Consider the following 25891-nt stretch of genomic DNA (forward strand, 5'->3'; position numbering starts at 1 on the left):
GACATGGGTGGCGTTCGCCACCTTGCTCAACGCATCGCTGTTCCTGTTGAACCAAGCGCGTTTGCTGCAGTGCAGCAAAAGCATTTGCTTGCCGCCCGTGCCTCTGCGATAAGCTTTTCCGGCAAAATTGAAGGCGATGGCCATGGCAGCAAAGATCGTACCCGCTCCCGATTATGAGGATCGCGTCAGGGCGTCCTTTGCCCGCCAGCAGGCGATGGCGACCATCGGAGCCGAACTGACGCTGGTGACGCCGGGCATCATCGAGATCGAAATGCCCTATTCGGCCGAGCTCACCCAGCAGCACGGTTTCCTGCATGCCGGCGTCATCTCGACGGCGCTGGATTCAGCCTGCGGCTACGCCGCTTTTTCCCTGATGCCGGAAAATTCCGGCGTGCTGACCATCGAGTTCAAGGTCAATCTGCTGGCGCCGGGCAGGGGCGAGCGCTTCCTGTTCCGCGGCTCGGTGACCAAACCCGGCCGCACCATCATCGTCGCCGACGGCCAGGCCTATGCCTTTGCCGCCGACGGCGAGGCAAAGCTGATCGCCACCATGACCGGCACGATGATGACCGTGGTTGGCCGCGACGGAATCGCCGGCTGATGGCCAGCGTTGTGCGTATTGGCGGCAAGCATGTCCTCTTCGTCATGGCGGCGCAGGCCGAATACGGCCCGCATCTGCAAAAACTGTTTAAACCGCTGATGACGGGCGTCGGCCCGGTCGAGGCGGGCGTGCGGCTGGGCGCCGGGCTTGCAACGCTGAAGGCTGAGACCGCGTTGCCCGATCTCGTCGTCTCGCTCGGCTCCGCCGGCAGCCGCACGCTTGAGCAGACCGAAATCTACCAGGCGGTCTCGGTCAGGTACCGCGACATCGACGCGTCTCCCTTGGGCTTCGAGAAGGGCGCGACGCCGTTCCTCGAGCTGCCGGTGACCGTGCCGCTGCCGTTCAGGATTCCGGACATCAGGCAAGCCAGCCTGTCGACCGGCGGCGCCATCATCACCGGCGCCGCCTATGACGCTGTTGCCGCGGACATGGTCGACATGGAGACCTTCGCCTGCCTGCGCGCCTGCCAGCTGTTCGATGTCCCGCTGATCGGCCTGCGCGGCATTTCCGACGGCGCGGCCGACCTGCGGCATGTCGGCGACTGGACCGAATATCTCCATGTCATCGACGAAAAGCTGGCGGATGCAGTCGGACGGCTCGAACAGGCGATAGGCGGCGGCCTGCTCGACGCCTGAGCGTAGCGATCAGGCCGCAAGGCGGTTCGGATCGCCAAAATCGATGCGCGAAATGCGCCCGCGCACGGCGCCGGTTGCATCGACATAGTCTATCGCGCCGGTCGTGTGGTCGAGTTTCCACGAGCCGGCCGGGCCATCGGTCCATTCGACCTTGTAGCCGTCGTCGAGCAGGTCCCATTTTCCATGAAAGCGGGCGCCGTTCGGCAGCAGCATGTGCGCCCGATCTACGGTTTCGTAGTGGATGAACGCACTCTTGCCGCCCATGTCGATGACATGCGTGGTGCCGATCATGATAATGGCCAGCGTATCCCTGTTCAGAATTGTCATGGTCCCAGTTCCCAGGTTGAGTTTGAAAGCGCTCGACGCAATCGAAGTCGTCAAGTATCTTGACTATATGGAGTGCTGGCAAAATGGTCAAGGAGCTTGACGAAAAAACCGAAGCGCTACCCGATCACGTCGGCTGGCGGCTGTGGCAAGCGAGCCGGGCCTGGCAGGCTGAGTTCGCCGCCGCGATGCGCTCCTCCGGCCACAGCTGGTTCACAGAGGCGCGCGCCGGGTTGCTCGGGCATATCTCCCGCAACGGCATTCGCCAGTCTGCGCTGATCGACCGCTCGGCGATTTCCAAGCAGGCGGTCCAGCAATTGCTCGACGGGCTGGAGGCGGAAGGCGTGGTGCAGCGCCTGCCCGATCCGCGGGACGGGCGTGGCAAGCTTGTCGGCTATACGCGCAAGGGTCTGGACGCCCTGCGTGATGGTGACCGCATCAAATTGCAGATCGAACGGCGCTACGTCGAGCGTATCGGCCAGCAGCGCTTCGCAGCACTGATGGACGCTTTGCGGACCCTCGATGCGGGATCGCCGGATGCCACCGGCAAAGAGACCGAAGTTCAGTGACGGCGTGGCTTCGCAACCCATTGCGCCGACTCGTTTCTTTCTCTAAAGGCTCGCCATGACGACAGCCAATCACCCCGACACCGTCCTGATTGTCGATTTCGGCAGCCAGTTTACGCAGCTCATCGCCCGCCGCATCCGCGAGGCCGGCGTGTTTTCAGAGATCGTGCCGTTCCAATCGGCCGAAGCTGCCTTCAAGCGCATCCAGCCAAAAGCCGTGATCCTGTCCGGCGGTCCTGCCTCGACATCAGATATCGGCAGCCCGCGCGCGCCGCAGATCGTCTTCGACGCCGGCGTGCCGGTGCTCGGCATCTGCTACGGCCAGATGGCGCTCTGCGTGCAGATGGGTGGCGTCGCCGAAAGCTCCAACCATCGCGAATTCGGCCGCGCCTTCGTCGAGATCGAGAAGGACAGCCCGCTGTTCGAGGGCCTGTGGGCTCCGGGCCAGCGCCACCAGGTCTGGATGAGCCATGGCGACCGTGTCATCTCGCTGCCCAAGGGCTTCGAAGTCTTCGGCAAGTCGGAAGGTTCGCCCTTCGCCATCTTCGGCAATGTCGCGCGCAAGATGTACGGCATCATGTTCCACCCCGAAGTGGTGCATACGCCCGATGGCGCCAGGCTGCTCCGCAACTTCGTCCACAACATTGCGGGCATCGAGGGCGACTGGACGATGCGCGCCTATCGCGAGCACGCCGTCGAGACCATCCGCAAGCAGGTCGGCAAGGGCAAGGTCATCTGCGCGCTGTCGGGCGGCGTCGATTCCTCGGTTGCGGCCCTTTTGATCCACGAAGCGGTCGGCGACCAGCTGACCTGCATCCTCGTCGACCATGGCCTGATGCGCAAGGACGAGGCCGCTGGCGTGGTCGAGATGTTCCGCCAGCACTACAACCTGCCGCTGATCCTGGTCGACGCCTCGGAAAAATTCATCTCGGCGCTGGAAGGCGAGTCGGACCCGGAGAAGAAGCGCAAGACCATCGGCCGGCTGTTCATCGAGGTGTTCGAGGAAGAGGCCAAGAAGCTCGGCGGCGCCGATTTCCTGGCGCAGGGCACGCTCTATCCCGACGTCATCGAAAGCGTCTCCTTCACCGGCGGCCCGTCGGTGACCATCAAATCGCACCACAATGTCGGCGGTCTGCCGGCGCGCATGAACATGCAATTGGTCGAGCCGCTGCGCGAACTGTTCAAGGATGAGGTGAGGGCGCTCGGCAAGGAGCTCGGCCTTCCCGAAAGTTTTATTGGCCGCCACCCCTTCCCGGGCCCGGGCCTGGCCATCCGCTGCCCGGGCGGCATCACCCGCGACAAGCTGGAAATCCTGCGCGAGGCCGACGCCATCTATCTCGACGAGATCCGCAAGGCCGGCCTCTACGACGCCATCTGGCAGGCCTTTGCCGTGCTGCTTCCCGTGCAGACCGTCGGCGTGATGGGCGACGGCCGCACCTACGAATTCGTCTGCGCCCTGCGCGCCGTGACGTCCGTCGACGGCATGACGGCGGATTTCTATCACTACGACATGGCCTTCCTCGGCGCCGCCGCCACCCGCATCATCAACGAGGTCAAGGGCATCAACCGCGTCGTCTACGACGTGACCTCGAAGCCGCCCGGCACAATCGAGTGGGAGTGAAAGGACGATTTGGTCCGGTCGACCAATTCGAGCCACGGGCGCGGCGAGCACAAGCGAGGCGCGATGCGCGGCAGCCTACCGGCGAGGGGGTGCCGCCGGTGTGAAGAGTTAGGCTGAAATTGAAACTTCAGCCACTCCAATCAAGTTCATTCTGACCCCAGTTCTTCCTTCATTGCTGGATGACAGGACGCACTTCGACGCCGCGGCCGTCGCGGCCATAATGGGCGCCGGGGCAACGTCGTGCCCAGGCAATGGCATCGGCTTCACCGGGGACGTCGATCAGGAAATAGCCACCCAATTCCTCCTTGGAGTCGGTGTCGGCGTAAGGTCCATCGAGAACAGCGGTTTCGCCAACGACTTTGGCTGCCATTGCGGGCTGCAACTGATCGGCAGCCACCAGCACGCCCGCTTTCTTCACGGCGTCTTCGTAAGCAATGTAAGCACTGCGGAGCTCGGCACGCTCATCCTTTCTGAGTTTGGTCCAGAAATCTGGCGTGCGGTGGATCAAGATCATGTAGCGCATGGTGCACCTCCTCCGAGTGGACGGTGAACGTTTGTGCTTCAATAATGTTGCACAGCCGGCGCAGGGACTGACAGAAGTTCCTGTCACCTCAGGTCTGGAGCCGTATGTGGTATTTCAACGATGAGGACAGCCAGCCCAACAACAGGGCCGGCGCATGCCTTTGCGCATCTTATCAAGACCGACAGCAAGAGTTGGGTGGAGCGATCCTGATGCTTGATTTGCCTGCACGCCACGCGTCACCTGGTTCGTTTGATGGAAGTCGAGCAGGAGTGATTCCTGCGCTTCATGTCAAACGGCTTCCAAAACTGCCCCGTTAAGCCGTTACCGGGCTTGCATTTCGGTGACGCATTGCGACATTGGGTGCATGAGCACGCCCGCACAACCAGTGCGTCTGGTCCGCCCCGAAAAGAAACGGCGTCGCATCCCAATTGCCGTCCTCATGGCGCTGAGTTTCGGCACACTCGTGTTCCTGTCGGTCGGCGGCGTGCTCGCATTGTCGGTCGGTGCCAATTTTCGCAACACGTTCGACCTGCTCGGCGCGCGATCAACGCTTCTTATCGACGCGATGGAGGACTCCCTGCGCGCCGAGATGGGAGACGCCGAGAATGCGGTGAACGGCATCGCACAGCTCTATGCCCAGGGCGAGTTCCAGATCGACGACGCGGCGATGTCTGCAACCGTTGGCGGTGCGTTGGCTGCCGCTTCGGGGGTCGAAGCGATGCTGATCTGCACACCCGACCTTGTCTGCCGTGGCGCCGCGCGCTCCACCACCGAAAACAACGTTGCAACGGGCGCGATCGAGCATTTTCCGGCCGAGCCCGAGAAGTCGCCCCAAGTCCGCGCCGCCCTCGAGCAGCGCCGACGGGTTGGCGGCCTGCAGTGGGGAGCGTTCGTGGCCAATGAGTTCGGCCTGTACGCGCATGTCTCCGTGCCGCTGGCACGTGACGGCGTGACGCAGGGCTGGGTGATCGCAGCGGTCGAATTGCGCAAACTGTCCGATATCACGCGGGAGCTGTCATCGCGATTTGGCACGCATGCCTTTATTCTCGGCGGCGAAGATCGCGTGCTCGCCGATCAAAGGCTGGCCGACCCCGGCGCTCTGAAGAATGGCGTCCTGCCGCTGACGCCGCTGGCCACGTATGGCGATCCGGTGTTGGCCGCATATAGTTCGCGCAAGGTAGAGCGGGAGTTCGACACGCGCCATGCCCGCGACATAGAAATCGCCGAGATCCGCGTTGATGACCGGGACGATCCTACCTCATGGGAAGAAGAGAAAACTTACATCGCCATCACCCGTAAGATCACCGGCTACGGCGATAAGCCCTGGATGATCGGCGGGTATTTCGAAAGCAGCCAGATCGGTGACGAGATCGAGCGTGTCATGGGATCGGCCCTGCTCGGTCTTGGGGCGATGGTCGTGGCGGTCATCGTGGCGATCCTCCTTGGCAGGCGGCTATCGCGCCCGATCCAGGCGATCGCCGGCCAGGCCACGCGCGTTGCCGATTTCGATCTCGACGGCGTAACGCCCCTGGCGCCCAGCAGGGTTCTGGAGTTGGACAACCAGGCTTCGGCGTTCAATGCAATGCTGATCGGTCTGCGTGCATTCTCGACCTATATACCGCGCTCTCTGGTGGCCAAGCTGGTGCGCAGCGGAGAGGTCGGCATCGCCGAACCGCGCGAGGCGGTCGTCACCGTCATGTTCACCGACATCGCCGGCTTCACCACGCTATCGGAGCAGATGGACGCCGCCGCCGCGGCGAGGCTCCTGAACCATCACTTCGCAATCCTGTGCGGCGCGGTCGACGCGCATGGCGGCACCGTCGACAAGTTCCTGGGCGATGGCATGCTGGCGTTCTTCGGTGCGCCGGACCGTCTGAAGGGCCATCCCGCCGCGGCCGTCCGCGCCGCCGCGGCGATCCGCGAGCAGCTGGAGAAGGACAATCTGGACGCTGCCGGCGAAGGCCGACCTCCGCTTCATGTCCGCATCGGCATCCACACGGGCTCCGTCATCGTCGGTAATATCGGCGCATCCGACCGCGTCAACTATACGATCGTTGGCGACACCGTGAATGTTAGCCAGCGGCTGCAGGACCTCGGCAAGCAGCTCGAACCGGGTGCCACAGCGGCAATCGCCATTTCCGGCGAGACCGCGTCGCGGCTCGACGAAAAATTCGAAACGATCCCGGCGGGCAAACACAGGCTGCGCGGACGTGGCGAGGCAACGGAGGTCTTCAAGCTTGGCAAAGTCGCGACGTCAGCATCGCCCCGCATGGACATTGACAACGCCCAAGCAGGCTGAGGGACAAGCCACCTCCATGCCGCTGATCGGCGGCCTCTTCGTCATCGCGCACAACTTCACCTTTGTTTACAAGGGGCGGCCGGTCGATGTGCGTTTGACCGCGCGCGATCTTGGCGTGCGCTATGTGGTTGAAGGCAGCGCCGGGCGCGCTGCAGGGCGCGTGCGCGTCAATGCACAGCTGATCGACGCGATCGGCGGCGATCATATCTGGGCCGAGCGCTACGACCGCAGCCTCGAGGATATCTTTGCAGTGCAGGACGAGGTCACGGCCAAGATCGTCGAAGCCCTGGTCGGCCGATTGGCCGGACAGCCGGCGCGCAAGCGACCGACGAGTCTCGAAGCCTATGACCTCTGCGTGCAGGCCCGCGGCGTCAGTTTTCAGACCGGGTTAGGCGCGCGGGAAGCGCGCATCCTCCTGGAAAAGGCGATCGGACTCGATCCCGATTATGCCGAAGCACATTGCTGGCTGGCACTCAATCTGTGGCTCGGCTGGCTGTTCTGGAACGAGCCGAAGGAAACCTGCCGGCCTCGCTCGATCGCGGAAGCGCAGCGGGCCGTGGCCCTCGACCCTAACGATGCCGGGAACCGGTGGGCTCTGGGCATCATACTTGGTCACGAACGGCGTTTCGCGGAATCGGATGCCGAGTTCGAGGCGACCTTCAAGCTCGATCCCAATCATGCCGATGCCTGGGCGATCCGCTCGGATCTCATCACCTTGAGGGGCGACCCAGTCAAGGGCGTCGAATTCGTGAAGCGGGCGTTGCGGCTCAATCCGCACCCGCCGGGGTGGTACCATTGGATGGCGGGCCAGGCCTATTATGCGCTCGGCGACTATCAATCCGCGGTCGAGGCTTTGCGCATGCCGGAAACCTACCGCAGCACGTCGCGGCGCATGCTAGCCGCAGCCCTTGCGCAGCTCGGGTGCCTGGAAGAAGCCCGTCAGGAGGCGGAACTCTTCATGATGAGCAATCCCCATTTCACCATCACGCACTGGGCAACATCGCAGCCATTCGGCGACGAGGAATTACGCCAGCGCTTCGTCGAAGGCTACCGCAAGGCTGGCCTTCCCGACTAAAAAGCGCCTCGCTTTGTATCGCCAGCTTGCTCTGGTCAGGGCATAGGCTTGTCTTTTGGCTGTGAGGGCAATGCCCGTGGTTCCATTGATCAATGTCCGTTGATGGCGCGCGCGTACGACGTTGGTGATGGATCCTGCAATGTCCTCTGTGGATGGCTCCCGTATTGCAAGAGGTCCATCATCTGCCGGGTGGACGCTTCCGCGTCGGCGAGATAGACCCCGAGTGACGTCCTCAAACCGTGCAGCGAAGGCGTTACCACGGACGGCGCGCCGCTCGCCCATCTTGTCCCCGATTGATCGCTCGCGGCAACGATATTTAAAGAACGACAGCAGGGATTCTTGCATCAGGTCAACCCGAGCCGGACGAGATGGCGAACGACCGGCGAAAACACCTGCTGGCCGATATAGGACCCGGTGTTCGCATTTTCGAAGAGCGCCTCGGCGGCCGCATCCTCGACGATGGGAATACCTGCTTGGCGCGCTTGAGCCATTATCTCATCGGCAGGGCGGCCCTGACCCTTGGCGACAACCGTCGGCACCGGCGTTTCGCCTTTGACGTAACGCAAAGCCACCGCGCGGTCACCGGACACGAAGACGATGACCGCATTCCTCACGCCCAGCTTCGCAGGTTGCATCACCGCTTCACGCCGCTGTCGCTGCTGTTCATGGCGGATCAATGGATCTCCTTCGAGATCCTTGTGTTCGCGCTTGTATTCGGTTGTCGTCATGCGCATGTCGCGAAGGAACAGCCAACGCTGAATGGGAACATCGATCAAGCCGATAACGACAAAGGCCAGGGCCGCGGCGGCTCCAAGGGGTGTCAGCACCGCCTTGATAATCGGCTCCAGGCATGACGGACCGCAGCCTGGCGCATCGAAGAGCGGCTGCAGCCACGCGGCCAGGATGAATACGAACAGGCTTGCCAGCAACACCACCTTGATCAGGCCCTTGGTGAACTCGATTACATTGCGCAGCGACAGGATTTTCTGAAGTCCCTTCGCCGGGTTTATGTGATCGAACTGCGGCTTGAGCTGTTCAAACGAGAAGACTGGCCCGAACGTCCCCAGCATGCCGAAGGCCACGGTGAAAACGACAACGATGCCGACCAGCGGCAATGTGGCAAGCATCAGCAACGAGAACGAATGGCGGATGGCCCGCAAGCTGACCTCCCCGAATGAGTCGCCAGGCAAGGTCACGGTCTGCACGAGTTCGGAAAAGCGCCTGAAGAGCATCGGCCAGGAAAAATAGAGATACGCGAGCGCTGCGAGGAATGTGAAGCCGGAGACCAGGTCGCGGCTCTGCGAAACCTGGCCTTTGCGGCGGGCGTCGCGAAGCTTCTTGTCGGACGCCGGTAATCTCTTTTCCTCAGCTTCTTCGGCCATGTTGCAATCTTACCGCACTGTCAGGTGGGGCGGGCTTGAATACGGAGAGGTGGATATGCGGCAGCATGTCGTATTCTTGCCAGTCGTTATCCATGCTCGGCGATACGATCTGGAGGTCCGCGATGGTGGTGTCCGCAATCAGGACGGATTCGACCGGATCATTGAACCGCAACAAACGTCCTTGCCCGACCGGCAGGTCGAGCGTTGGCTTGCTCGGCAATGGCGATGCGTTCTGTGCTGTCGCATCGACCAGTGGAAGCTGAAACGCCAGCAGGAAGCCAACCGTAGCGATAGCCAGCCAGCGCATGCCGTTCCTCTCCTGAGCATGAGGGTTCCCCAACTGTCACCATCCGTCCGGTTGGCATCATGAGGCTGCCTCTTGCCCGGCTTTCGCCTGGGCCGATGGCAGCGACTGGGAGACGTTGCGAGCGCCAGCCCTGCCGGAGCGCCCGGCGATCGTGGCCAACGGCTGGACATTGAATTCCTGCGCCAGTTCCTGGAAGGACAGAACCGGAAGCTCGATGGCATTGTGCATGAGCAGGCTGCGCATATGACGCCGTACATCCATCGCGGCGAGGACCACCGGCGATACATCTGTCGAGTTCTGCGACAGGGCTCGCTCGATCTCGGTCACCAGGGCCTGCGCGTCATCGTCGGAAAGATTCAGGAATGTGCCGGTCGAAGTGCTTTGCACCGCGTTTCGCAGGATATCCTCGGCCGACCGCTGCAGGACATAGGCTGCGATGATGTTGTTGCGACCGGCGGAGCGGAAGCTGATCTGGCGTTTCAGGGATGTGCGGACATATTCCGTCAGCAGGACGACGTCCTGTTCGCGTTGGCCCCATTCGATCAATGCTTCGAGGATCAGCCGCAGATTGCGGATCGGCACGTTTTCGCCGACAAGCCGGCGGAGCACTTCAGCGATCTTCTGCAGCGGCACGATCTCCTGTGCCTGTCTGACGAGATCCGCATAATCCGGCTCCATGTCCGACAGGAGCCGGCGTGTCTCCTGGATTCCGACGAAATGGCCGGCATAAAGCCGCAGTGCATTTTCGGTCCATTTGGCCGCTGTTTCCGCGGCAGCGCAGAAGGCGAAGCCGGCTTCTTTCAGTGCCGGGACGTGGCTGTCATCGACCCACACGAATTTGCGCTGGCCTGCAATCGAAGCACCTTTCTCGTAAGTTACCTCGAGCAGATCGAGATGCGTTGCGTCCGCTTCGACAAGAACACGGTCGGCGGGAATTTCCGCATCCAGGATGGGCGCACCCTCCAGATCGACGCGGAGGCTTCGTGGTGAAAGCATCTCATCGACCTGTATGCCGATCGCCGGAACGTCGACACCGAGATCGCCGAAGAGTTCGCGCCGAACGCCGTCGGCGAGCGTGGTAAATTCGGGTTCCGGAACCGACTGTCCGAGTTCGGCTCCGAAGCGTACGACGACGCGGTAGGACGAAGGCAGCGTTCCGGTCGCAATGGCCGAAAGCGACGTGGAATTCCCCGGTTGTTCGTGCACGGCGATCTGGCCGGTGGCTTGAGGCTCGGATTCCTGGGCGGTACGGCGATTGATTGCATAGGCGCCCGCGCCGAATGAGGCGCCAAGGATCAGGAACACGATGAAAGGGAAGCCTGGCACCAGGGCAAGGCCGACCATGATCACCGCGGCGAGTGCGAGCGCGCGGGAGTCCCGCAGGAGCTGGCTGGTTATTTGCCGGCCAAGATCGCCGGTGCCGTCCGCGCTGCCGACGCGCGTCACCATCGTGCCGGCGGCCACGGCGACGAGCAGTGCCGGTATCTGCGCGACCAGCCCATCGCCCACGGTGAGCAGCGAGTAGGTCGCGGCCGCGTCCCCCAGCGACATGCCGTGTTGCAGCGTTCCGACCGCGAAACCACCGACAAGGTTGACCAGGATGATCACGATTCCGGCGATGACGTCGCCCTTGACGAACTTCATGGCGCCGTCCATCGCGCCGAACAGCTGGCTCTCGCGCTCCAGCTGCTGGCGCAGGCGGCGTGCCTCCGCCTGATCGATGTCGCCGTTTCGCAACTCGGCATCGATGCTCATCTGCTTGCCCGGCAACGCATCGAGCGTGAAGCGCGCGGCCACCTCGGCGACGCGTTCGGCGCCCCGCGCCACCACGATGAACTGTGCGACGGTGATGATCAGGAAGATGACGAGGCCCACCGCAATGCTGCCGCCGACGACGAAGGTGCCGAAGGCGGTAATGATGTCGCCAGCATCGGCCTGAAGCAGGATCAGTCGCGTGGTGGTGATCGTGATCGCCAGCCGGAACAAGGTGGCGATGAGGATGACCGACGGCAGCGATGAGAACTGGAGCGGATGAGAAACATAAAACGAGGCCAGCAGGATAAGCACGCTGATGGCGATATTCGCGGTGATGAGAATGTCGACGAGAAACGTCGGCAATGGAATGAGCATCATCACCACTGCGACGAGCATCAGGATGGCAATGACCAGGTCGCTGCGGCGTGAAAGCCTGGCGAGGAATTGGAGAAGTCGCTCCGACATGGTCATTCAAACACCTCGTTGCGACAGGAAGCTCAGCAAGGCACTGCGCGCCTCGGTCTTGCGCCCGGCCACGAGCAAGGCGCGGCTCTTCAGCAATGCAAGCGCCGGCTGGTCCATTCCTTCCAAGGTCTCCAGCCTGACGATGGTGGCAAGCGCCTTTTCGGCCTCGCCATCAAGTATGAGCAGGTGCGCCAATGTCCTGAGCACACCGGCATTTCCCGGCGCGAGCTGTGCAGCGATAAGCAGGTACGCCGCGCCCCGCTTTGCCTGCCCGTGAGACCCGTAGAGATAGCCCAGGACATGCAGCAGGTGCACGGTGTCATGCGGGTCGGTCAGATTTCGATTCCTTCCTGCATGCGACCAAGCAGATCGCGATGACGCTCGATTTCATCCTCCATCAGCGTTCTGGCGAGTGTCTTGAGCTGCTCGCCGCCCTCAAGGTCGGGCACCAGGTGCGTTACAAAATGCTGGAGAATGGGTACGGAGCGACGCAGGATGGCTGGGTCGGGAATGCTGGGCATGACGAAGTTGATGAGTATCTCGTCAAGCGATTGCTCGGCCGGGCCTCGAGAGGACTGGAATTCCGCGGTTTCCGGTTTTTCCGCACCAGCCGCCGACTTCGTTCCCTGGGCACGGTTTGCGGGTTTGTCGACGCCATTCATCCGCCGCCGGTTGATTGCCTGGCCGCGCACACCTTCCGCCTGCCGTACCTCGCGGCCGGCACTATCCACCCTTGCCGTGTCGAACCGCGGCCCTTCAAGCCGGCGGTTCACGGATATTTCAGCGCGACCGTGGCGCCGCCCTTGGTCAGGAGGAGTTCCGTCTCGCCGATGTGCTTTATGGTCCAGCCGTCATTCGTGAATGCACCTTCGTGGTAACGTGCGCCGTCGGCTGCGATGACGTATGGCCGCTCGCCATACCAGATTGCCTGCAGCGTCAGGCGCGGAGCCTGCTCCGCGTTGCCGATCATGACGTTGGAGACGAGGGTAATATGGGCGCCGAACGCCTCATCGAACCAGGATTGTGTTTCCGTCCAGACGCCGCTCTTTTCATTAGGGATCATTCCCGAGACCACGAGGCGTCCCGGTGATTGCTGAACCGTCAATGCGCTCATGCCGGATTGCTCGAGACGCAGCTTGAGCTGGCTTTCCGCCTCGGCGGCGCCCTGTATCCGTGCCGGTGATGAATCGTCCAGCACTTCTTGCCCCGCCTCGCCGGCAAAGGCCATTCTGATCGGTTTGACGTCCTGAGAAGATACCTGCTCGCCAATGTCGGGCTGGGCGAAAGAGAACCCGTTCGCAGCAACGGAAACAGCGAATACCGCGATGAGAACGCTGCCCGCAACCAGGAGAGGGCGATTGGTAACGGACCACCTGTTCGATGGGCGTTCCGGACTGACCAGCCGGATACGGGCGTCACCGACACTTATCGTCAGCGGCAGCCTGCAGCGGCTGCCATGTCCCTCACGGATGGTCTCGCCGGTGGCCAGTGTGACATCACCGCCGACGGCTTCGATTTCAAGCTGGCTGCCCCTGCGCCGCAGCCTCGCGTGGATCGGTGCGATGCCGCCATCCCTGAGGACGATGTCCGACTCTGTGCTGGAGCCGATCGTATATAGCGGCTCGACCAGGCTAAGTTCGGCGCCGGCGTGAAATCCCTGGGTTACGCTGAGCGCAATGGAATGTCCGGTCGCCGGGGAGGGGGCAATAATTGACAGGAGGCGCGCTGGTGCCGCATCCAGATATCTGCCGATAGGACTATCGGTCATGCCACTTCATCTCCCGCCGATGACGATCTCAATACAGCGACGACGGCGTTCAAAGATTCTGCCGCGCAAGTACGCCGCCGGTTGCTGCGGCGGCGTATGGGTGCGAGAATCCTTGCCTCAGGCCTTCTCAGCCGACTGACCGAGGGTCTTCGCGGTGCTCATCAGCATGTCATGTTGGGATTTCGCGATCTCTTTCGTGATCTCCAGGCCAAACATGCGCTCCTGGTGCTTGATCATCTTGTCCAGGTTCTGTTCCGGCGACCCTGCAGAGCCGGACGTAATGGGAGGGGTAGGTGCCATCATTGTCTCCTTGAGGGACTATTCAAGTTGCAAACTGCGGACTCACAACGCTGCGATCCGGCACGTTGCGAAAGAAGCTTAAGACAGCATGATCGAAAATGAAAGTCCATTTGGAATATTTGAGCCATAAAGGTTCCAACTGTTGCGTCGCGGGCGCTCAAGGAGTAACCTCCGCGTCGGGTGAATGGGGTATGTCACAATGGAAAAAGGTCCTTTGGCCGAGTTGTTGGTCGAACGGTTCGAGAATATGCCGCCGCAGCTACGGGTGGCCGCGCGTTTCGTGCTGGATCATCCCAAGGATGTCGCGCTGATGTCGATGCGCGAACAGGCGCACCAGGCCGGCGTTTCGCACAGCACGATGATGCGGCTGGCGCGATGGCTTGGCCTTGAAGGCTACGAGGATATGCGCAGCCTTTATGCGCGCGCGTTGCGTGAGACGGTCGCTGGTGAGCCGGCGCGCCAGGATATCAGGCAGTATGGCGCCCCTGGATACTCGACCGTCGGCGTCGTTGCCGACACGCTCGCGGCCCAGATTTCAAGTCTTGGCGAATACGGCAATGCCATGCAGTTCATCGCCGCCGCCGACCTGCTTGCAAGATCACGCGATCTTTTCGGTCTCGGTTCACGCTCCACCTCTCCGGTCGCGAGCCGCTTCGTTCACGTCATGTCGTTTCTGGCTGGCGGTGACCGCAAGGTAACGCTTGTCGGCGAGATGGCCGGACAGGGCCTGGACGCTCTCCGGCACGCGGGACGTGGCGATGTGCTGCTGGCTGTGGGCATGTCGCCTTATGAACGCACGACCATCGACGTGGCGCGCCAGGCGGCTCGGCAGGGTGTTGGCGTGGTGGCAATCACCGACAGCAGCGTGTCTCCGCTGACGCGGATCGCGCGGGAGACAATCATCGTCACGTCGAATTCGCAGTCGTTCTTCCGAAGCATGGCGCCGGCGTTCGCCGCCGTCGAACTTCTGGCGGCACTGACGGCAGTGCGGTCCGAAAAGGATGTCGCAGAACGAGTAAAACAGTCGGAAGAGCAGCTTGCCGCTTTCGGCATTTATTGGAAGCCCCCTCGATAACATCCGAAAGGGTGCGATCGGGTGGGCGTGCCGGCGGTCAAGCTGCCGGCAACAGTGATTTCCGGAGGTCGTCCAGATGGTTCGCCCGATAACGCTCAACAAGCCGCCCGTCCAGCCGCAAAAGGTCAATGCCACGGCAAACGCCGAGCAGATAGCGCGGCTGGAGGCGCAGGCGGCGAAGCTCCGGGAGCAGATCAGGCTCGCCAACAGGATGGGCGAGCGTGACTGGGCAGCGCAGGCCCGCCAGGAACTGGCGCAGGTCAACACGCAACTGAGTTCCCTTCAGCCGCCGCCGGTCACTGCTCCGGCAGCGCCGGCTGTGAACGCCAGCACCGGCACATCCGGCAACGGCACGACGGTAACGCCGGCGGTCTATGTGCGGACGGATCTCGCGGCACCCACGCTGACGCCGGTGAAACTTGAGGGAGACAAGCCCGAAGACAACGCCGCGGAAGCGACGACTGCCCGCACCATCGTCAACGACGTCACCGGCGGCAAGAGCATCGACCAGATCGCCTCTTCCCGCAGCATGACGCGCGACCAGGTCATTGCCGCGCTCAGGTCTGGCGGCATGGCCGTATCGACCGCCGATCCGAGCGGCAATGGCGACGTGCTGACGACGAAAATCACGGATGCCAATGGCCGCACCGTCACGCAATATTACGACTATCAACACGACAGCTACTATACGAGCGTGCAGCAGCCCAACGGCACCGAGACCACCACCCCGGTTCGCGACGGGCTCGGCCGCAAGGAGACCAGCAGCTACAATCCCGACACCGGCGCCATCACGACGCGGTATGAAGACGACCTCGGCACGGGTACCGTCACCGAGCGAACGTCGCTGCCCAATCACACTTCGGTGGAAACGGTGACGCCGGGCCGCGGACCGTCACTTCCCGTGACCACCGTCACCGGTCCTGATGGCAAAAAGACCATCCTGGCGCCCGCTCAGGATCCAGGCGGCACAAGCACGCAGAACATCAAGAAAGATCTTGCCGACGGGAAAAGCATCGACCAGATCGCGCAGGAACATGGCCTCACAAGCCAGCAGGTGATCGCCGAATTGCAGGCTGCGGGCTATCAGATCAAGACGCAGGCAGCGGCAAGCGGCAATGGCGACGTGCAGTCGGTCGAAGTCGTCGACCCGCACACCGGCGACAAGACCGTCTACTCTCACGACTATCAGCATGACGAGCGCACCGTCACCACCACGGCCGACGGCAAGGAAACCTCGCACTCAGTCGATGGCAACGGCGGGACCCGCAGCAGTGTACGCAACACCAAAACGGGCGAGGCCACGACCACCATCGTCGATCCGAAAACAGGGACCGAGACCAAGATCGTCACCGACAAGGACGGCCGGGTGACGACCACCACCACCGAGAAGATCAATGGCGGCAAGCCCGTCGAGTACGAGGTCAAGCCCGGCGACAACCTGACTCGGATTGCGCAGCAATATGGCGTGACACTGAAGGATCTTAGAAGGACGAACCCGGAGCTTTTCAGCTCGTCTCGCGACCCGGACACCATCCATACGGGCGAAAAAATCACCATCGACAACGGTACGCGCACGACCGTGGAGGTGACCTTCAACGGCTATACGCTGACCACCAGGCCCGATGGCAGCATGACGCTGCACAACACCACCACCGGCAGTGACCTGAAGATCAAGGCAGGCACGGCGCAGCAGGCGTTGGCCGAACTGCTGCTGGCAATCAACCCGCAGAGCAAAGATCCCGAACAGGCCAAGACCGACACGGTTCTCAAGACGACTCTGGAAGGGGTGCTCGGCGGGGCAAGTCCCGAGCTTGCCCAAGAAGTCGCAGACAAGCAGCAAGCGGTAAAGGATGCGATCAAGCAATATGGTGGCGGCAAGCCTGCCACGCCGAATCTCGACGGCAGCGCCACATTCCCGTTCGGCGATCCGCCGTCGGCTACGGCTCCGTCAGGCGGCAAATGGGTGCCGCTGATGGTCGACGGGAGCTGGCAATGGTTCGATCCGCAAGTTGCCAAGGCGATCGCCGCCGAGAACGCTGTGATAGCGCGTCTCGGCGAAGCACAGGCAAAGCCTGAGCAGAGCGGGGCCCAACTCGACGTCTATGCACTGGATCCCGAATATAAGGGAGCCATGAAGAGTGCCGAGACGACGCTCGACGAGGTCTTGGCGCCTTATGGACTGCAATGGCAGGCCCCGGAGCCGAAAGGCACGCTGGCCGATGCGCAAAAGCGGCTGACCACCGCCAACAGCGTGCTTCAAAGTGCCACCACTGCCAGGGCTGAGTACGAAGCGGGCGAGAAGAGCCTTCTCGGTGCTATTGATAAGCAGGCAACGCTGCCGGTGCTCAGCGATCCGAGCAAGCCGGCCGTGGGGACTCCCGGCGGGCCTACCCGCGAAGAAATCAACCTGCAGGGCAAAGCTGAGCACGCCGGGGTCACGCAGCTCTTGATCAACGCCGCGCTGCATACCGCGCGAGGCAATAAGGCCACGATCGACCAGATGGTCGGTGCCACAGAGCTGGAGCTTGCCGAGGCCAAACCCGGAAGCCCCGAGTATACCGAAATCAAGGGTCGGCTCGAGGGCCTTAAAGGGCTGCAGGAGGGGGCAGCCAGCCAGGTGACCCTGGCTGAGGCGTATGAGGAATTTGGAGTTGCGCAAAAAAATGCGGCCGACCTTGCCGTGGATGTCGAGCCGATCAAGCAGGCCTTGGTCGCGCGAGCGATGCAAAGAAATCCGCACCATTTTGATTGGGACGGCTACACGAACGGCGCGGGCGACTTCACCGGCAAACTGAAATCGCAGGAAGTGATCGAGGAAAATGGACAGCTCTATCTCGTAAACACCTATGAGAATGATGTTTTCACCGATGAACACGGCAATGACACGCCGGTCCTGAAATATGCGCTCACATACGATCTTAACGACAAGAAGATCAGGGACGATTTCCGCAACGATCCGCTCAACAAGCAATGGCAGGAGTTGCTGGCGTCGACGCAAAGCTCGACTTCGGCGCAGGTCTGCACGCCCTATGGAACAGGTTCGCAATCGGCGCTGGCGGCCGCCAAGTCCAAGATCGTCGGCGTGCAGGTCGATCGTTTTGACGCACAGCTGAAAGACGCGAAAACCAAGCTCGTCGACGCGACGACGGCTCGCGACAAGGCGATCACCGAGCACGGCGGGGGAACCGTCGACGCGCCTGCCGGCACGCTTCAGCCAGGTGAGAAGCCGGTCAAGATCACGGTTAACGGCCGCGATCTCTGGGTCGCACCCGAGGTTGCCAATGCCTACGAGAAGGAAGGAGCGGGCGCAATCGGTGCCAGCGGCAAGTCAGTCCGGATCGAGATGAATGGCCAGTGGCTATGGGTGCACCCCGAGGTAGCGGCCGCGGAAATCGACAGGGGTCTGGCAGAAACCGAAAAGACCCAATTGGAGACATGGGAAAAGGATGTCCGCCCGGCGATGGTGGCGGCGCGCGATTGGTACGGCTTCTATGCAAGCAACTCCAAGCTTCTGACATATGGCAACGAGGAGCATGAGGCGCGGCTCAAAAACACGTACTTTGAGGAACACAGGGATCAGGCGCTCGCCGGCTACCAGGTCCAGCTCAAGCAGTTGTACGACAACGGGGTCACCGGCGAATACAAGCAATACAAGCCTGGGGAACTCAGCGGGACGGTTGCCCGCACACTCGGTCTCGATGAATCGAGCGACGGGGTCACAAAGGTTACAGATGAGATCACCGACCGTGCCGGCGAAAACGCAGAGGTCAAGGTCGTGCCGATCTTCGCGCTTGATGGCGGGGTGGAATCGTCGACCGCACTATTCGCGATCAAGAACGATGGAAAAGAAATCGGCTATGTCGACAGCTCCGGCAAATACTACGGCAGCTTCGACGAATTCCAGCATGAGAACCGCATCTTCAGCGAGAACGGCAAGCTGATCCTGGCCAAGGGCGGCGACATGAAACTCGGCGCCGATGCGTTCTCGCTCGACGAAGTGGAGGTCGCCGACGCACGCAAGGTGGATTTCTGGGACAAGGCCACCGACATCGGTCTTGGCATCGTGGCCGGCACCGCCACTATCGTCTCGTTCGTTCCAGGCGGTCAATGGGCCATCCCTATCGCGATCACCTCCGGCGCGGCTCTTGGCGGCAAGACTCTGTACAAGGAAGGTGAGCACCTGCTTCAGGGCGGCGACTTCGATAGTCAGTCGGCCTGGAACATCGCGACCGGCGTGACTGCGTTCCTGCCCGTAGGAGCCGGTGCTCTGCGCACGTTCGGCCTGGCAAGGGCCGGCTTGTCCACCTCCGAGGCTTTCGCAGGCGGATTCGGAATGGCGCGCATGAGCGATGCCAGTTGGGGCATTGGCAAACTCCGCGTAAACGTAACGCAATCCTCTTATGCCGAACAGGCAGCGAGCTATCTGCAAAGCGGCAGCAAGCTGACTACCGCTGCGTGGGGCCTTGATGCCGGGGGCGTTGTCACGGGTGTTCCGGTGCTTGCCAGATCGGCGGAGGATCTGGCCAAGCATGGCGGCGAAATGTCATTTGCCGAACTTGCGAACGCCATCATGGGCATCGGCACCGGCGCGGTCGGCACCGGCCTGGGCGGCCGTTCGCTGCTCTACAATATGCCTGGAGCGTCCAGCCCTCGGGGCGGCGACGGGACTCCCGCGTCGGGCTCTCCACCGCCGGGCGGACCGGATTCGGGGCCGCGACCGCGGGCAGTCTATGAGATGGGCCCGGACGGTGTCTACAGGCCCACCGGCGAGCAGGTCATGCCGGATCCGAATGAGATCGTCATCGACGGCGAGGTGCTCGGCGAAACGAGCGGCCAGCAGGAGCCCGGTTTCGCTGCCTGGGAAGGTTTCCGCAACGCGCCGGACGCGGGCAATCCAACCGGTCAGCGCGCGCTGCCGGCCGGCGACTCAGAGAGTCAGAACCTGCCGCCACTCCCGGGCGACAAGAATGATCCCTCAGGGGACGGCCAGCCGTCGCGGCCGATCGTCTTGCATGAGCCAGCCCCGGACGCCACCGGAGGCGATGACCCGACGATGCTGCCGGGCCGCGATCCAGATGGCTCGGCCGAGCGAAGCCCAAATCCCGCTGGCGGCGATCCCATCATCGTGTCGAAAACGCCGATCGGGACGGACGGTCCCGTGCATCTCGTATGGGACCCGGAGACGCGCAGCTTCACCGGCGCGCCCGAACGCGACACGAGCGGGTATGTGTACACCAGTGGCAAGGATCCGAAGACACCCTCGGCCTATCTCGACGGCTTGACCACCGAACAGCTCGTGACCCGTTACGAGCAGGAGAAAAGCTACTATTCCAGCCATGAGTTGGCCGATCGCTACGGTCCCGATGGCATTCCAGAAACGCTACGGAGGACGGTGAACGAAAGCGCGGCTCCTGGCGCCAACCCACCGGCGGGCGTCAAGCCGGCCAAACACAAGAGCTGGGGAGATTTCAGGATATCCGCGCTCGGACGAGTCCGGGTCAATTCCGATCCTATAAATCTTGCTCTCCATTCGATCCCGGGTATGCCTGAGGCATTCCAGCTGGGATCGCCGACCTGGCGGTCATACATGGTGGGCTTCGGGACACGCACCAATTATCGTGCCCTTGGGCAATCATTTGCGGACAGCGTCAAATATCGGTCGCTCGAACCGGCGCGCTACACTTTCGGCAAAGAACTGGGAATCTCCATTCGCCCCAACGAGCATCGCAATATCACGCTCGCACAACTCGGCCTCAAAGTTCAGCGCCAGACGGCCTTTCAATTCAAAGGGCAGGACCTTCTCGACGCAGCACATCAAAGGCTGTTCGGCGAAGCCTCGGACTCTGTCTTCACGGTCATGCCGCGTTCTGCCCGTCTTGCCGGTCCGGCGGGGAACAAGGGTTGGGCCGTGGAGCTCACATTCAGCCTGGCCCTTCGCTCAAAGTCGGCAATTTTGAACGACGGGGAAAGCGACTTCTTGCGTCAAACAGCGGACGGCAAGACAGAATTCTTAGAGTTCGACGGCGACGTTCCCTATCGGAAGGTTTACCTGGAAGACAAGTATTATCTGACGAGTTTGCTAAGCGTCGAGAAGCGCTACGAAGTGGCGATGAACGCAACATTGCCCAAGGGAACGATCGTCAACTCGGAATTCGTCGACGCAAACAAGGGAGTACTTGACCGCCTCCGACTGAGGGCCCAGTTCGTCGTGAACGACAAACATACGGCGGAGGCTCTTGCCGACAATCCCGACATGAGCACGATCCGAGAACTGGTGGCGTCGGGAGAAATCGATGCCCAGAAATCGATATTGTTCATTCCTGGCTCACAAAGCGGGATGCGGCAATCTGCGGTTCCCGGATTGGCACTGGGAGAGACAATTGTCGATCTCACGGGAAGGAGTCGACGCGTGTGGGATGCCGGTGCAAGCCGGCTCGAGGTCATCGTCAACGAGGCATTCCACAAATTCCTGCCAAGTCCCGATCGCATTCTGCTGCGTAAACTGCCAGCGCCCTACAATCATTATGTTCGCTCGGGTGGTCCGATCTATGTCAACCTTTTCGGCAAGCGTCAGGCTGTCGCGGCGACAGTTGACGTCACGCTCGCGGTGCGGAGCCCGGCCCTCAAGTTGCGCGTGCCCTCGGTCCCGTTCCTCCAATTGCCATTGGCGTTCACGGGCGAAATCAGGTTCTTTTACCGAACGAATTTGCCTGAGGTCGCCCCGATCGTCGCGAAGGCCGACTTCGTTCGACGTGAATTTGCCTTCGACGACAAACTGCCTGTGGAAATAGCGGTTCCACGCTGGCTGCATGAACTCGACCAACGTGCTGACAGGGGGGGAGGGCTCGCATTTCCGAGAGGCGGCCAGGCGTCGTTCGCAAAATGGCTGGATGAAATCGAGACTACCGCGACACCCAGTCAGAAGGCCGATATTGAGGCGTTCCGCCAATCCACGTTGCTGTCACTTGAGGATGAAGCTTTCATTCCACCTGGCGCGATGAGCGCCGTCCGAGACTTCCTCGAGACACAGGCAAAACCTTCCGAGATGCCTCCGCCGGAATTTGTCTATCTGGCACCATCCGACCAGCAGCAGGCACTTGCGCGCTGGTATCAAGAGCAAGGAGTTGCTCCTTCGCCCTCAGACAGGCCTCTTTGGTTTCGACGGCCAGCACCGCCGGCAGGCAACACTGCGCCTGGGCAAGACGCGGCCGCTGGCGCCGCCAACGCTGCGTCGGCCGGTAAACGCCCGCCACGAACCCTGCAGCTTGAGGACGAGAGCGGCAATGTGATCACCGCCACAATGCTGGGCAACGGGCCGAACAGTCCGGAGCAGGTTTATGTGCCGCCGGCCGACGGACCAAAGGCGCGCGGCGACGAACCGGAGCTGATGGACAAGTCGCATATTCTTTATCGGGACCCGGAGACGGGCGAAGCATATGTCCTGCCATGGGTGCGCGGCGGCTCGCAGGACCACGTGCCGGGCAGCCAGGGACGGCCGGAGGGAGAAGCGGTGCCGCCGCAGGCAATGCCGGCCAGGAAGGCCATCGAGGCGGCGCCGACGACGACCTATTCGCTGCAGCAGGTGCGCAACATGCGGCAGCCTGAAAAATGGAAGGCCGGCGAGACTTACACACGCGAACTCAACGGATCGCTTGGGGAGGCGCATTTCCCGGTCGCGGCCAATCCGGGCGGCCCGCATCCGGTCTTCGGCGAGGGCGGGCGCTACGTGGATTCGCCTGTCTTCAAGAGCCCTGACGTGATCGAGGCCATCGAGGTAAAGACCTACCATCGCTGGACGACCATCAACGGTGTCGCCCAGATGCGCGAAGTGCCGCTGACGCCAAAACTGCAGGAGCAGATCAACAAGGATGTGGCGCTGCGCAACGAGAACCCGGCCTATCAGCCGCGCTGGGTCTTCCTCGATGCGCCGCCTTCCGCGGAATTGCAGCGGGCGCTCGACGATGCGGGAATTGTCGGCAACATCTTCGGACACAGCAAGCCCGCTACGGCAACTCCGCAATCTCAACTGGTGTCGAGCCAGGTCGCCGCGGGCCGCACCATCCATCTCCAGGACAGGAATGGCGAGGTGATCGTCGCGGCAATGCTGGGCACGGAGCCGAGGAGCCCGGAACAGGTTTATGTGCCGCCTTCCGACGGACCCCGCGCCCCGGCCGATGCTCCGGAGGTGCAGGACAAGACGCACATACTGGTCTACGACCCCGACACGGGCGAAGCCGTCGTGCTGCCCTGGATACGCGGTGCCTCCGACGACCATGTGCCGGGAAGCCTGCCGGAAGAGGGCGATCAACCTGCCAATGCGGCCGAGGAAGCAAGCAATGCCGGCCGCCCGTCGCGCGGCAATGTCGGCCCCTATGTTTTCCGCGCCGATACGCGCTCGCCGAGCGAGATCAGGGACGCCGGCGGCTTCTCGCCACCGCCGCCGACAGGAATCTGGGTGGACAATCCGCAAGGCATCGCGCTGAGCAACTATGTGATGGGCAACACCCATGGCCGGTTCGTTGGTACGAGCCAGTCGGTCTCCGGGGCCAAGACCTTCGTCGCGGAAGAGTCGCGGGCGGCGCGCCAGCAAGGCTACACCTATCTTTATACGCTGAATCCAAGCAGACCGCGCCTCCACGTCCCGACCGAGTTCGAGGCGATGGGCCGGCCTGTCGGCGACAGGATGGCCCGCGTCGACGAGACGGCGATCGACGGCACTATACCGTGGAGCGAGGTCTACGGTTGGAGGATGATGGATCCTGACGGCAACTTCGTCGGCGGGTTCACCCGCAACGAGGATGCCGTTGCTCCGGGCGCGTCGACGCCCGAACGCCCGCAGATAATCCTGCGGCCAGCCGACGAATTCTGGGATGTCAGCGCGCCGCCGGTGACCGAAGCCGTCGTCAATGAGGTGGCGCCTCTGGCCAGCGAAGCGCCGCAGGTGTTGAACGCTTCCGCCGAAGCATCGTCCGCAGGTGCCGCATGGCCCCCAACGCCTGACCGCGGCAGGGCGATCTTCAACCCTGCCAGCGGAAAGTTCGTCGGCCTCGAGCTTCCGGTAAGTTCCGCCGCAGAGCCGGGATTTGCCGAACCTGTGCGCGCGCCGACCGGGCCAGAGGTCAGGTCGCTTTCGGCCGATCAGATTTCCGGGCTGACCGACGCGCAACTGCATGCAATCAAGCCGGAGCACATCGCCAAGCTGACGCCCGAACAGCTGGCTGCACTGGGCCCCGAGCAATTCGGGCAGCTGACGTTCGATCAGGTTGCGGCGCTGCGGCCGAGGCAGTTGCAGGCGGAGAGCGCCGAACAGCTGCAGGCGATCAGGCCAAGCAGATTGCAGGCAATTGCCCCTGGCCGCATCACCGCCTTGCGGCCAGATCAGGTCGCTGCCCTCTCACCTGAGCAACTTGCTGCCTTGACCATCGAGCAAGTGCGCAAGCTGACGCCCGACCAGATAGCCGGGCTCAGCGACGAGCAGCGCAATGCCTTCACGTCGGAACAGTTCGCCGCCATGAGACCTGCCCAATTCGGCCATCTCGATGCCACGCAGTTCGCAGCGTTGAATCCCGATCTCGTCGCGGCACGCAATCCCATGACGACGGCACAGCTGTCGCCTGACCATATTTCGGCGCTTACGCGTGAGCAGCTTGGCGCCCTGACAATTCATCAGGTCGAGGCACTAACGAAGCAGCAAATAGCGGCTCTCACGCCGAAGCAGCTTGGCGAGCTCGGCCCCGGCCAATTGCGCAAGTTCACGCCAACGCAGTTTGCCTGGATGTCGACGGAGCAGACGAACGCGCTTTCCGTGCTGCAGGTGACGACCTTCCGGGCAACCCACAACAAGGCGATGACGCCGGATCAGGCTGCCAGCGTCGACCTGGCGCTCAGCCATGCGAGGATGCGCGAAAACGCTCAGGCGCTCGCCACCTTTGGCGGCATGTCGACCACCTCCTACGCGTTGTGGAGTTCGTTGCCGCCAACCTGGAGCGCGACTGCCGCAGCGGTGGCATTTGGCGTGCGAGGCTTCGTTTTCGGCTCGCAGGCGATCTTCCCCAACGCAACCGCAAATCACAAGCCGTTCGGGCGATTCCTCAACGCGCTCGGCGGGGCCACATTCATTGCAGCGGCGCCAGGTGCCGCGACCGGGATGATCCAGGGCAAGGACCTTGTCGTCAACAGCACGTTTTCGCTCGGCAACGTCGTCTATGGTACGAAGTCGATGCTGCAGTCGTTCACGGGCAGACCGGTGATCCGAAATGTGGCCGAACATCTGGCTGGACCCGGTTATGTGCTTGGCTGCGCCGTCTATACGCTGCACTCCTGGCCGGCGCCGATCGCCACAGTCGCGGGCACCTTGTTCACGTTCGGCTGCGCCGAATTCTGGGCGTCGGCGATAAGGACGGACCGGATGAATCGCCGTTCGGTGCCGCGAACCGATGCCGATATGGCGGCGGCGGAAAAGTCCGACAAAAGATGGGGCGCGTGGGATCGGTGGACCCTGGGCATAACCTTCGGCGTCGGCATGCTTCTCTTCTCGCTGGACTCTCTGCTGACGAAGCCTTGGGAGGGCGCGCCGGCCTCTCCACCCGATCCGAAAAAACCCGACGGCGATGCGTCGTCCAAGCAACCCGAGGATCCCTCGGATGTTCCAGGTGAGACGCAAACCCCGCCGCAGGACTTCCCGCAGCTCGTCGTGGAGGGGGATGACGGCCTGAATTTGCGGACCCAGCCTGACGGGACTTCGACGGTGGCGACGGTCCTGCAACCCGGCACGTTCGTCGAACAGACCGCGAAGCCGTCGACCGATCCGTCGGGAGAAGCCTGGATACCCGTCGAGGGTTTCGGACCGGACGGCGAAATGCATAGCGGCTGGGTTTCCGGCGACTATGTCGAGGTCCATCCCGAGGGCAGCAGCAATTCCGAGGGCCGCACGAATCCAACGCTGGAGAAGGACGGCTATCAATGGGTCGAGGTCAGGAACGGTGACTCTATTCGCCTGATCGCCAAAAGCCATTCAGCGGATGTGGCGCAGACCGTGGTGCTCAACATGGATCATATCCTGAGCCCGGATATGATCTTCTCGGGCGACCGCATCTACCTGCCTGCGACGTCGATCGGCTGAGAAAGGAACGACCGAATCCTGGAGCGCAGCGGTTCAGCGTCTGATGAAAACGCAGAACTGCTCTACCTTGTTT

At 62.3% G+C, this 25891-nt stretch carries 17 protein-coding genes; 8 read left to right on the plus strand and 9 right to left on the minus strand.

Features of this window, described 5'->3' with window-relative positions:
• Positions 1-142: 142 nt before the first annotated feature.
• Positions 143-601 (plus strand): PaaI family thioesterase, encoded by a 459-nt coding sequence (locus ACWGTO_RS25070; protein WP_454577486.1) that lies wholly within the window; start codon positions 143-145, stop codon positions 599-601.
• Positions 601-1236 carry a 5'-methylthioadenosine/S-adenosylhomocysteine nucleosidase gene (locus ACWGTO_RS25075; RefSeq protein ID WP_454577487.1) on the plus strand — a complete coding sequence of 212 codons (636 nt, stop codon included), beginning with the start codon at positions 601-603 and terminating at the stop codon, positions 1234-1236. Before ACWGTO_RS25070 ends, ACWGTO_RS25075 begins: the two co-directional genes overlap by 1 nt.
• Positions 1237-1245: 9 nt before the next feature.
• Here ACWGTO_RS25075 and ACWGTO_RS25080 read toward each other — a convergent pair whose 3' ends face one another.
• Positions 1246-1563 (minus strand): hypothetical protein, encoded by a 318-nt coding sequence (locus ACWGTO_RS25080; RefSeq protein WP_454577488.1) that lies wholly within the window; start codon positions 1561-1563, stop codon positions 1246-1248.
• A gap of 83 nt (positions 1564-1646) precedes the next feature.
• On the opposite strand from ACWGTO_RS25080, the gene ACWGTO_RS25085 reads away from it, so the two are divergent.
• Complete coding sequence (locus ACWGTO_RS25085; protein WP_454577489.1) at positions 1647-2129, plus strand: MarR family winged helix-turn-helix transcriptional regulator; 483 nt, start codon at positions 1647-1649, stop codon at positions 2127-2129.
• A gap of 55 nt (positions 2130-2184) precedes the next feature.
• Positions 2185-3747, plus strand: a complete 1563-nt coding sequence (gene guaA, locus ACWGTO_RS25090; RefSeq protein ID WP_454577490.1) for a glutamine-hydrolyzing GMP synthase — start codon at positions 2185-2187, stop codon at positions 3745-3747.
• A 169-nt stretch (positions 3748-3916) separates the two neighbouring features.
• On the opposite strand, the gene ACWGTO_RS25095 is transcribed toward guaA, so the two are convergent.
• A complete protein-coding gene (locus tag ACWGTO_RS25095) occupies positions 3917-4270 on the minus strand; it encodes a YciI family protein (RefSeq protein ID WP_454577491.1) in 354 nt (117 codons plus the stop codon).
• Between the two features lie 364 nt (positions 4271-4634).
• On the opposite strand from ACWGTO_RS25095, the gene ACWGTO_RS25100 reads away from it, so the two are divergent.
• Together ACWGTO_RS25100 and ACWGTO_RS25105 are read left to right on the plus strand one after the other, a co-directional pair.
• Positions 4635-6569, plus strand: coding sequence for an adenylate/guanylate cyclase domain-containing protein (locus ACWGTO_RS25100; protein ID WP_454577492.1), 1935 nt, complete (start codon positions 4635-4637; stop codon positions 6567-6569).
• A 16-nt stretch (positions 6570-6585) separates the two neighbouring features.
• Positions 6586-7644, plus strand: a complete 1059-nt coding sequence (locus ACWGTO_RS25105) for a tetratricopeptide repeat protein (RefSeq protein ID WP_454577493.1) — start codon at positions 6586-6588, stop codon at positions 7642-7644.
• A 344-nt stretch (positions 7645-7988) separates the two neighbouring features.
• Here ACWGTO_RS25105 and ACWGTO_RS25110 read toward each other — a convergent pair whose 3' ends face one another.
• From ACWGTO_RS25110 to ACWGTO_RS25140, 7 genes are all read right to left on the minus strand, one after another.
• Positions 7989-9026 (minus strand): EscU/YscU/HrcU family type III secretion system export apparatus switch protein, encoded by a 1038-nt coding sequence (locus ACWGTO_RS25110; RefSeq protein WP_454577494.1) that lies wholly within the window; start codon positions 9024-9026, stop codon positions 7989-7991.
• A complete protein-coding gene (locus tag ACWGTO_RS25115; protein ID WP_454577495.1) occupies positions 9010-9333 on the minus strand; it encodes a pilus assembly protein N-terminal domain-containing protein in 324 nt (107 codons plus the stop codon). The genes ACWGTO_RS25110 and ACWGTO_RS25115 overlap by 17 nt, the downstream gene beginning before the upstream one ends.
• Before the next feature lie 57 nt (positions 9334-9390).
• Positions 9391-11559 (minus strand): type III secretion system export apparatus subunit SctV, encoded by a 2169-nt coding sequence (gene sctV, locus ACWGTO_RS25120; protein ID WP_454577496.1) that lies wholly within the window; start codon positions 11557-11559, stop codon positions 9391-9393.
• Positions 11560-11868, minus strand: a complete 309-nt coding sequence (locus tag ACWGTO_RS25125) for a hypothetical protein (protein ID WP_454577497.1) — start codon at positions 11866-11868, stop codon at positions 11560-11562.
• A gap of 17 nt (positions 11869-11885) precedes the next feature.
• Positions 11886-12326, minus strand: a complete 441-nt coding sequence (locus ACWGTO_RS25130) for a hypothetical protein (RefSeq protein ID WP_454577498.1) — start codon at positions 12324-12326, stop codon at positions 11886-11888.
• Positions 12323-13321, minus strand: a complete 999-nt coding sequence (locus ACWGTO_RS25135; RefSeq protein WP_454577499.1) for a SctD/MshK family protein — start codon at positions 13319-13321, stop codon at positions 12323-12325. The genes ACWGTO_RS25130 and ACWGTO_RS25135 overlap by 4 nt, the downstream gene beginning before the upstream one ends.
• A 117-nt stretch (positions 13322-13438) precedes the next feature.
• Entirely contained in the window at positions 13439-13621 is a 183-nt protein-coding gene (locus ACWGTO_RS25140; RefSeq protein WP_454577500.1) for a hypothetical protein, read from the minus strand.
• A gap of 214 nt (positions 13622-13835) precedes the next feature.
• Here ACWGTO_RS25140 and ACWGTO_RS25145 point away from each other — a divergent pair, with 214 nt between their 5' ends.
• Both ACWGTO_RS25145 and ACWGTO_RS25150 read left to right on the plus strand, forming a co-directional pair.
• Positions 13836-14696 carry a MurR/RpiR family transcriptional regulator gene (locus tag ACWGTO_RS25145; RefSeq protein WP_454577501.1) on the plus strand — a complete coding sequence of 287 codons (861 nt, stop codon included), beginning with the start codon at positions 13836-13838 and terminating at the stop codon, positions 14694-14696.
• Positions 14697-14772: 76 nt separating this feature from the next.
• Positions 14773-25818, plus strand: a complete 11046-nt coding sequence (locus ACWGTO_RS25150; RefSeq protein ID WP_454577502.1) for a LysM peptidoglycan-binding domain-containing protein — start codon at positions 14773-14775, stop codon at positions 25816-25818.
• The last annotated feature ends 73 nt before the right edge of the window (positions 25819-25891 follow it).

The organism is Mesorhizobium sp. PL10 (genome assembly GCF_053714315.1).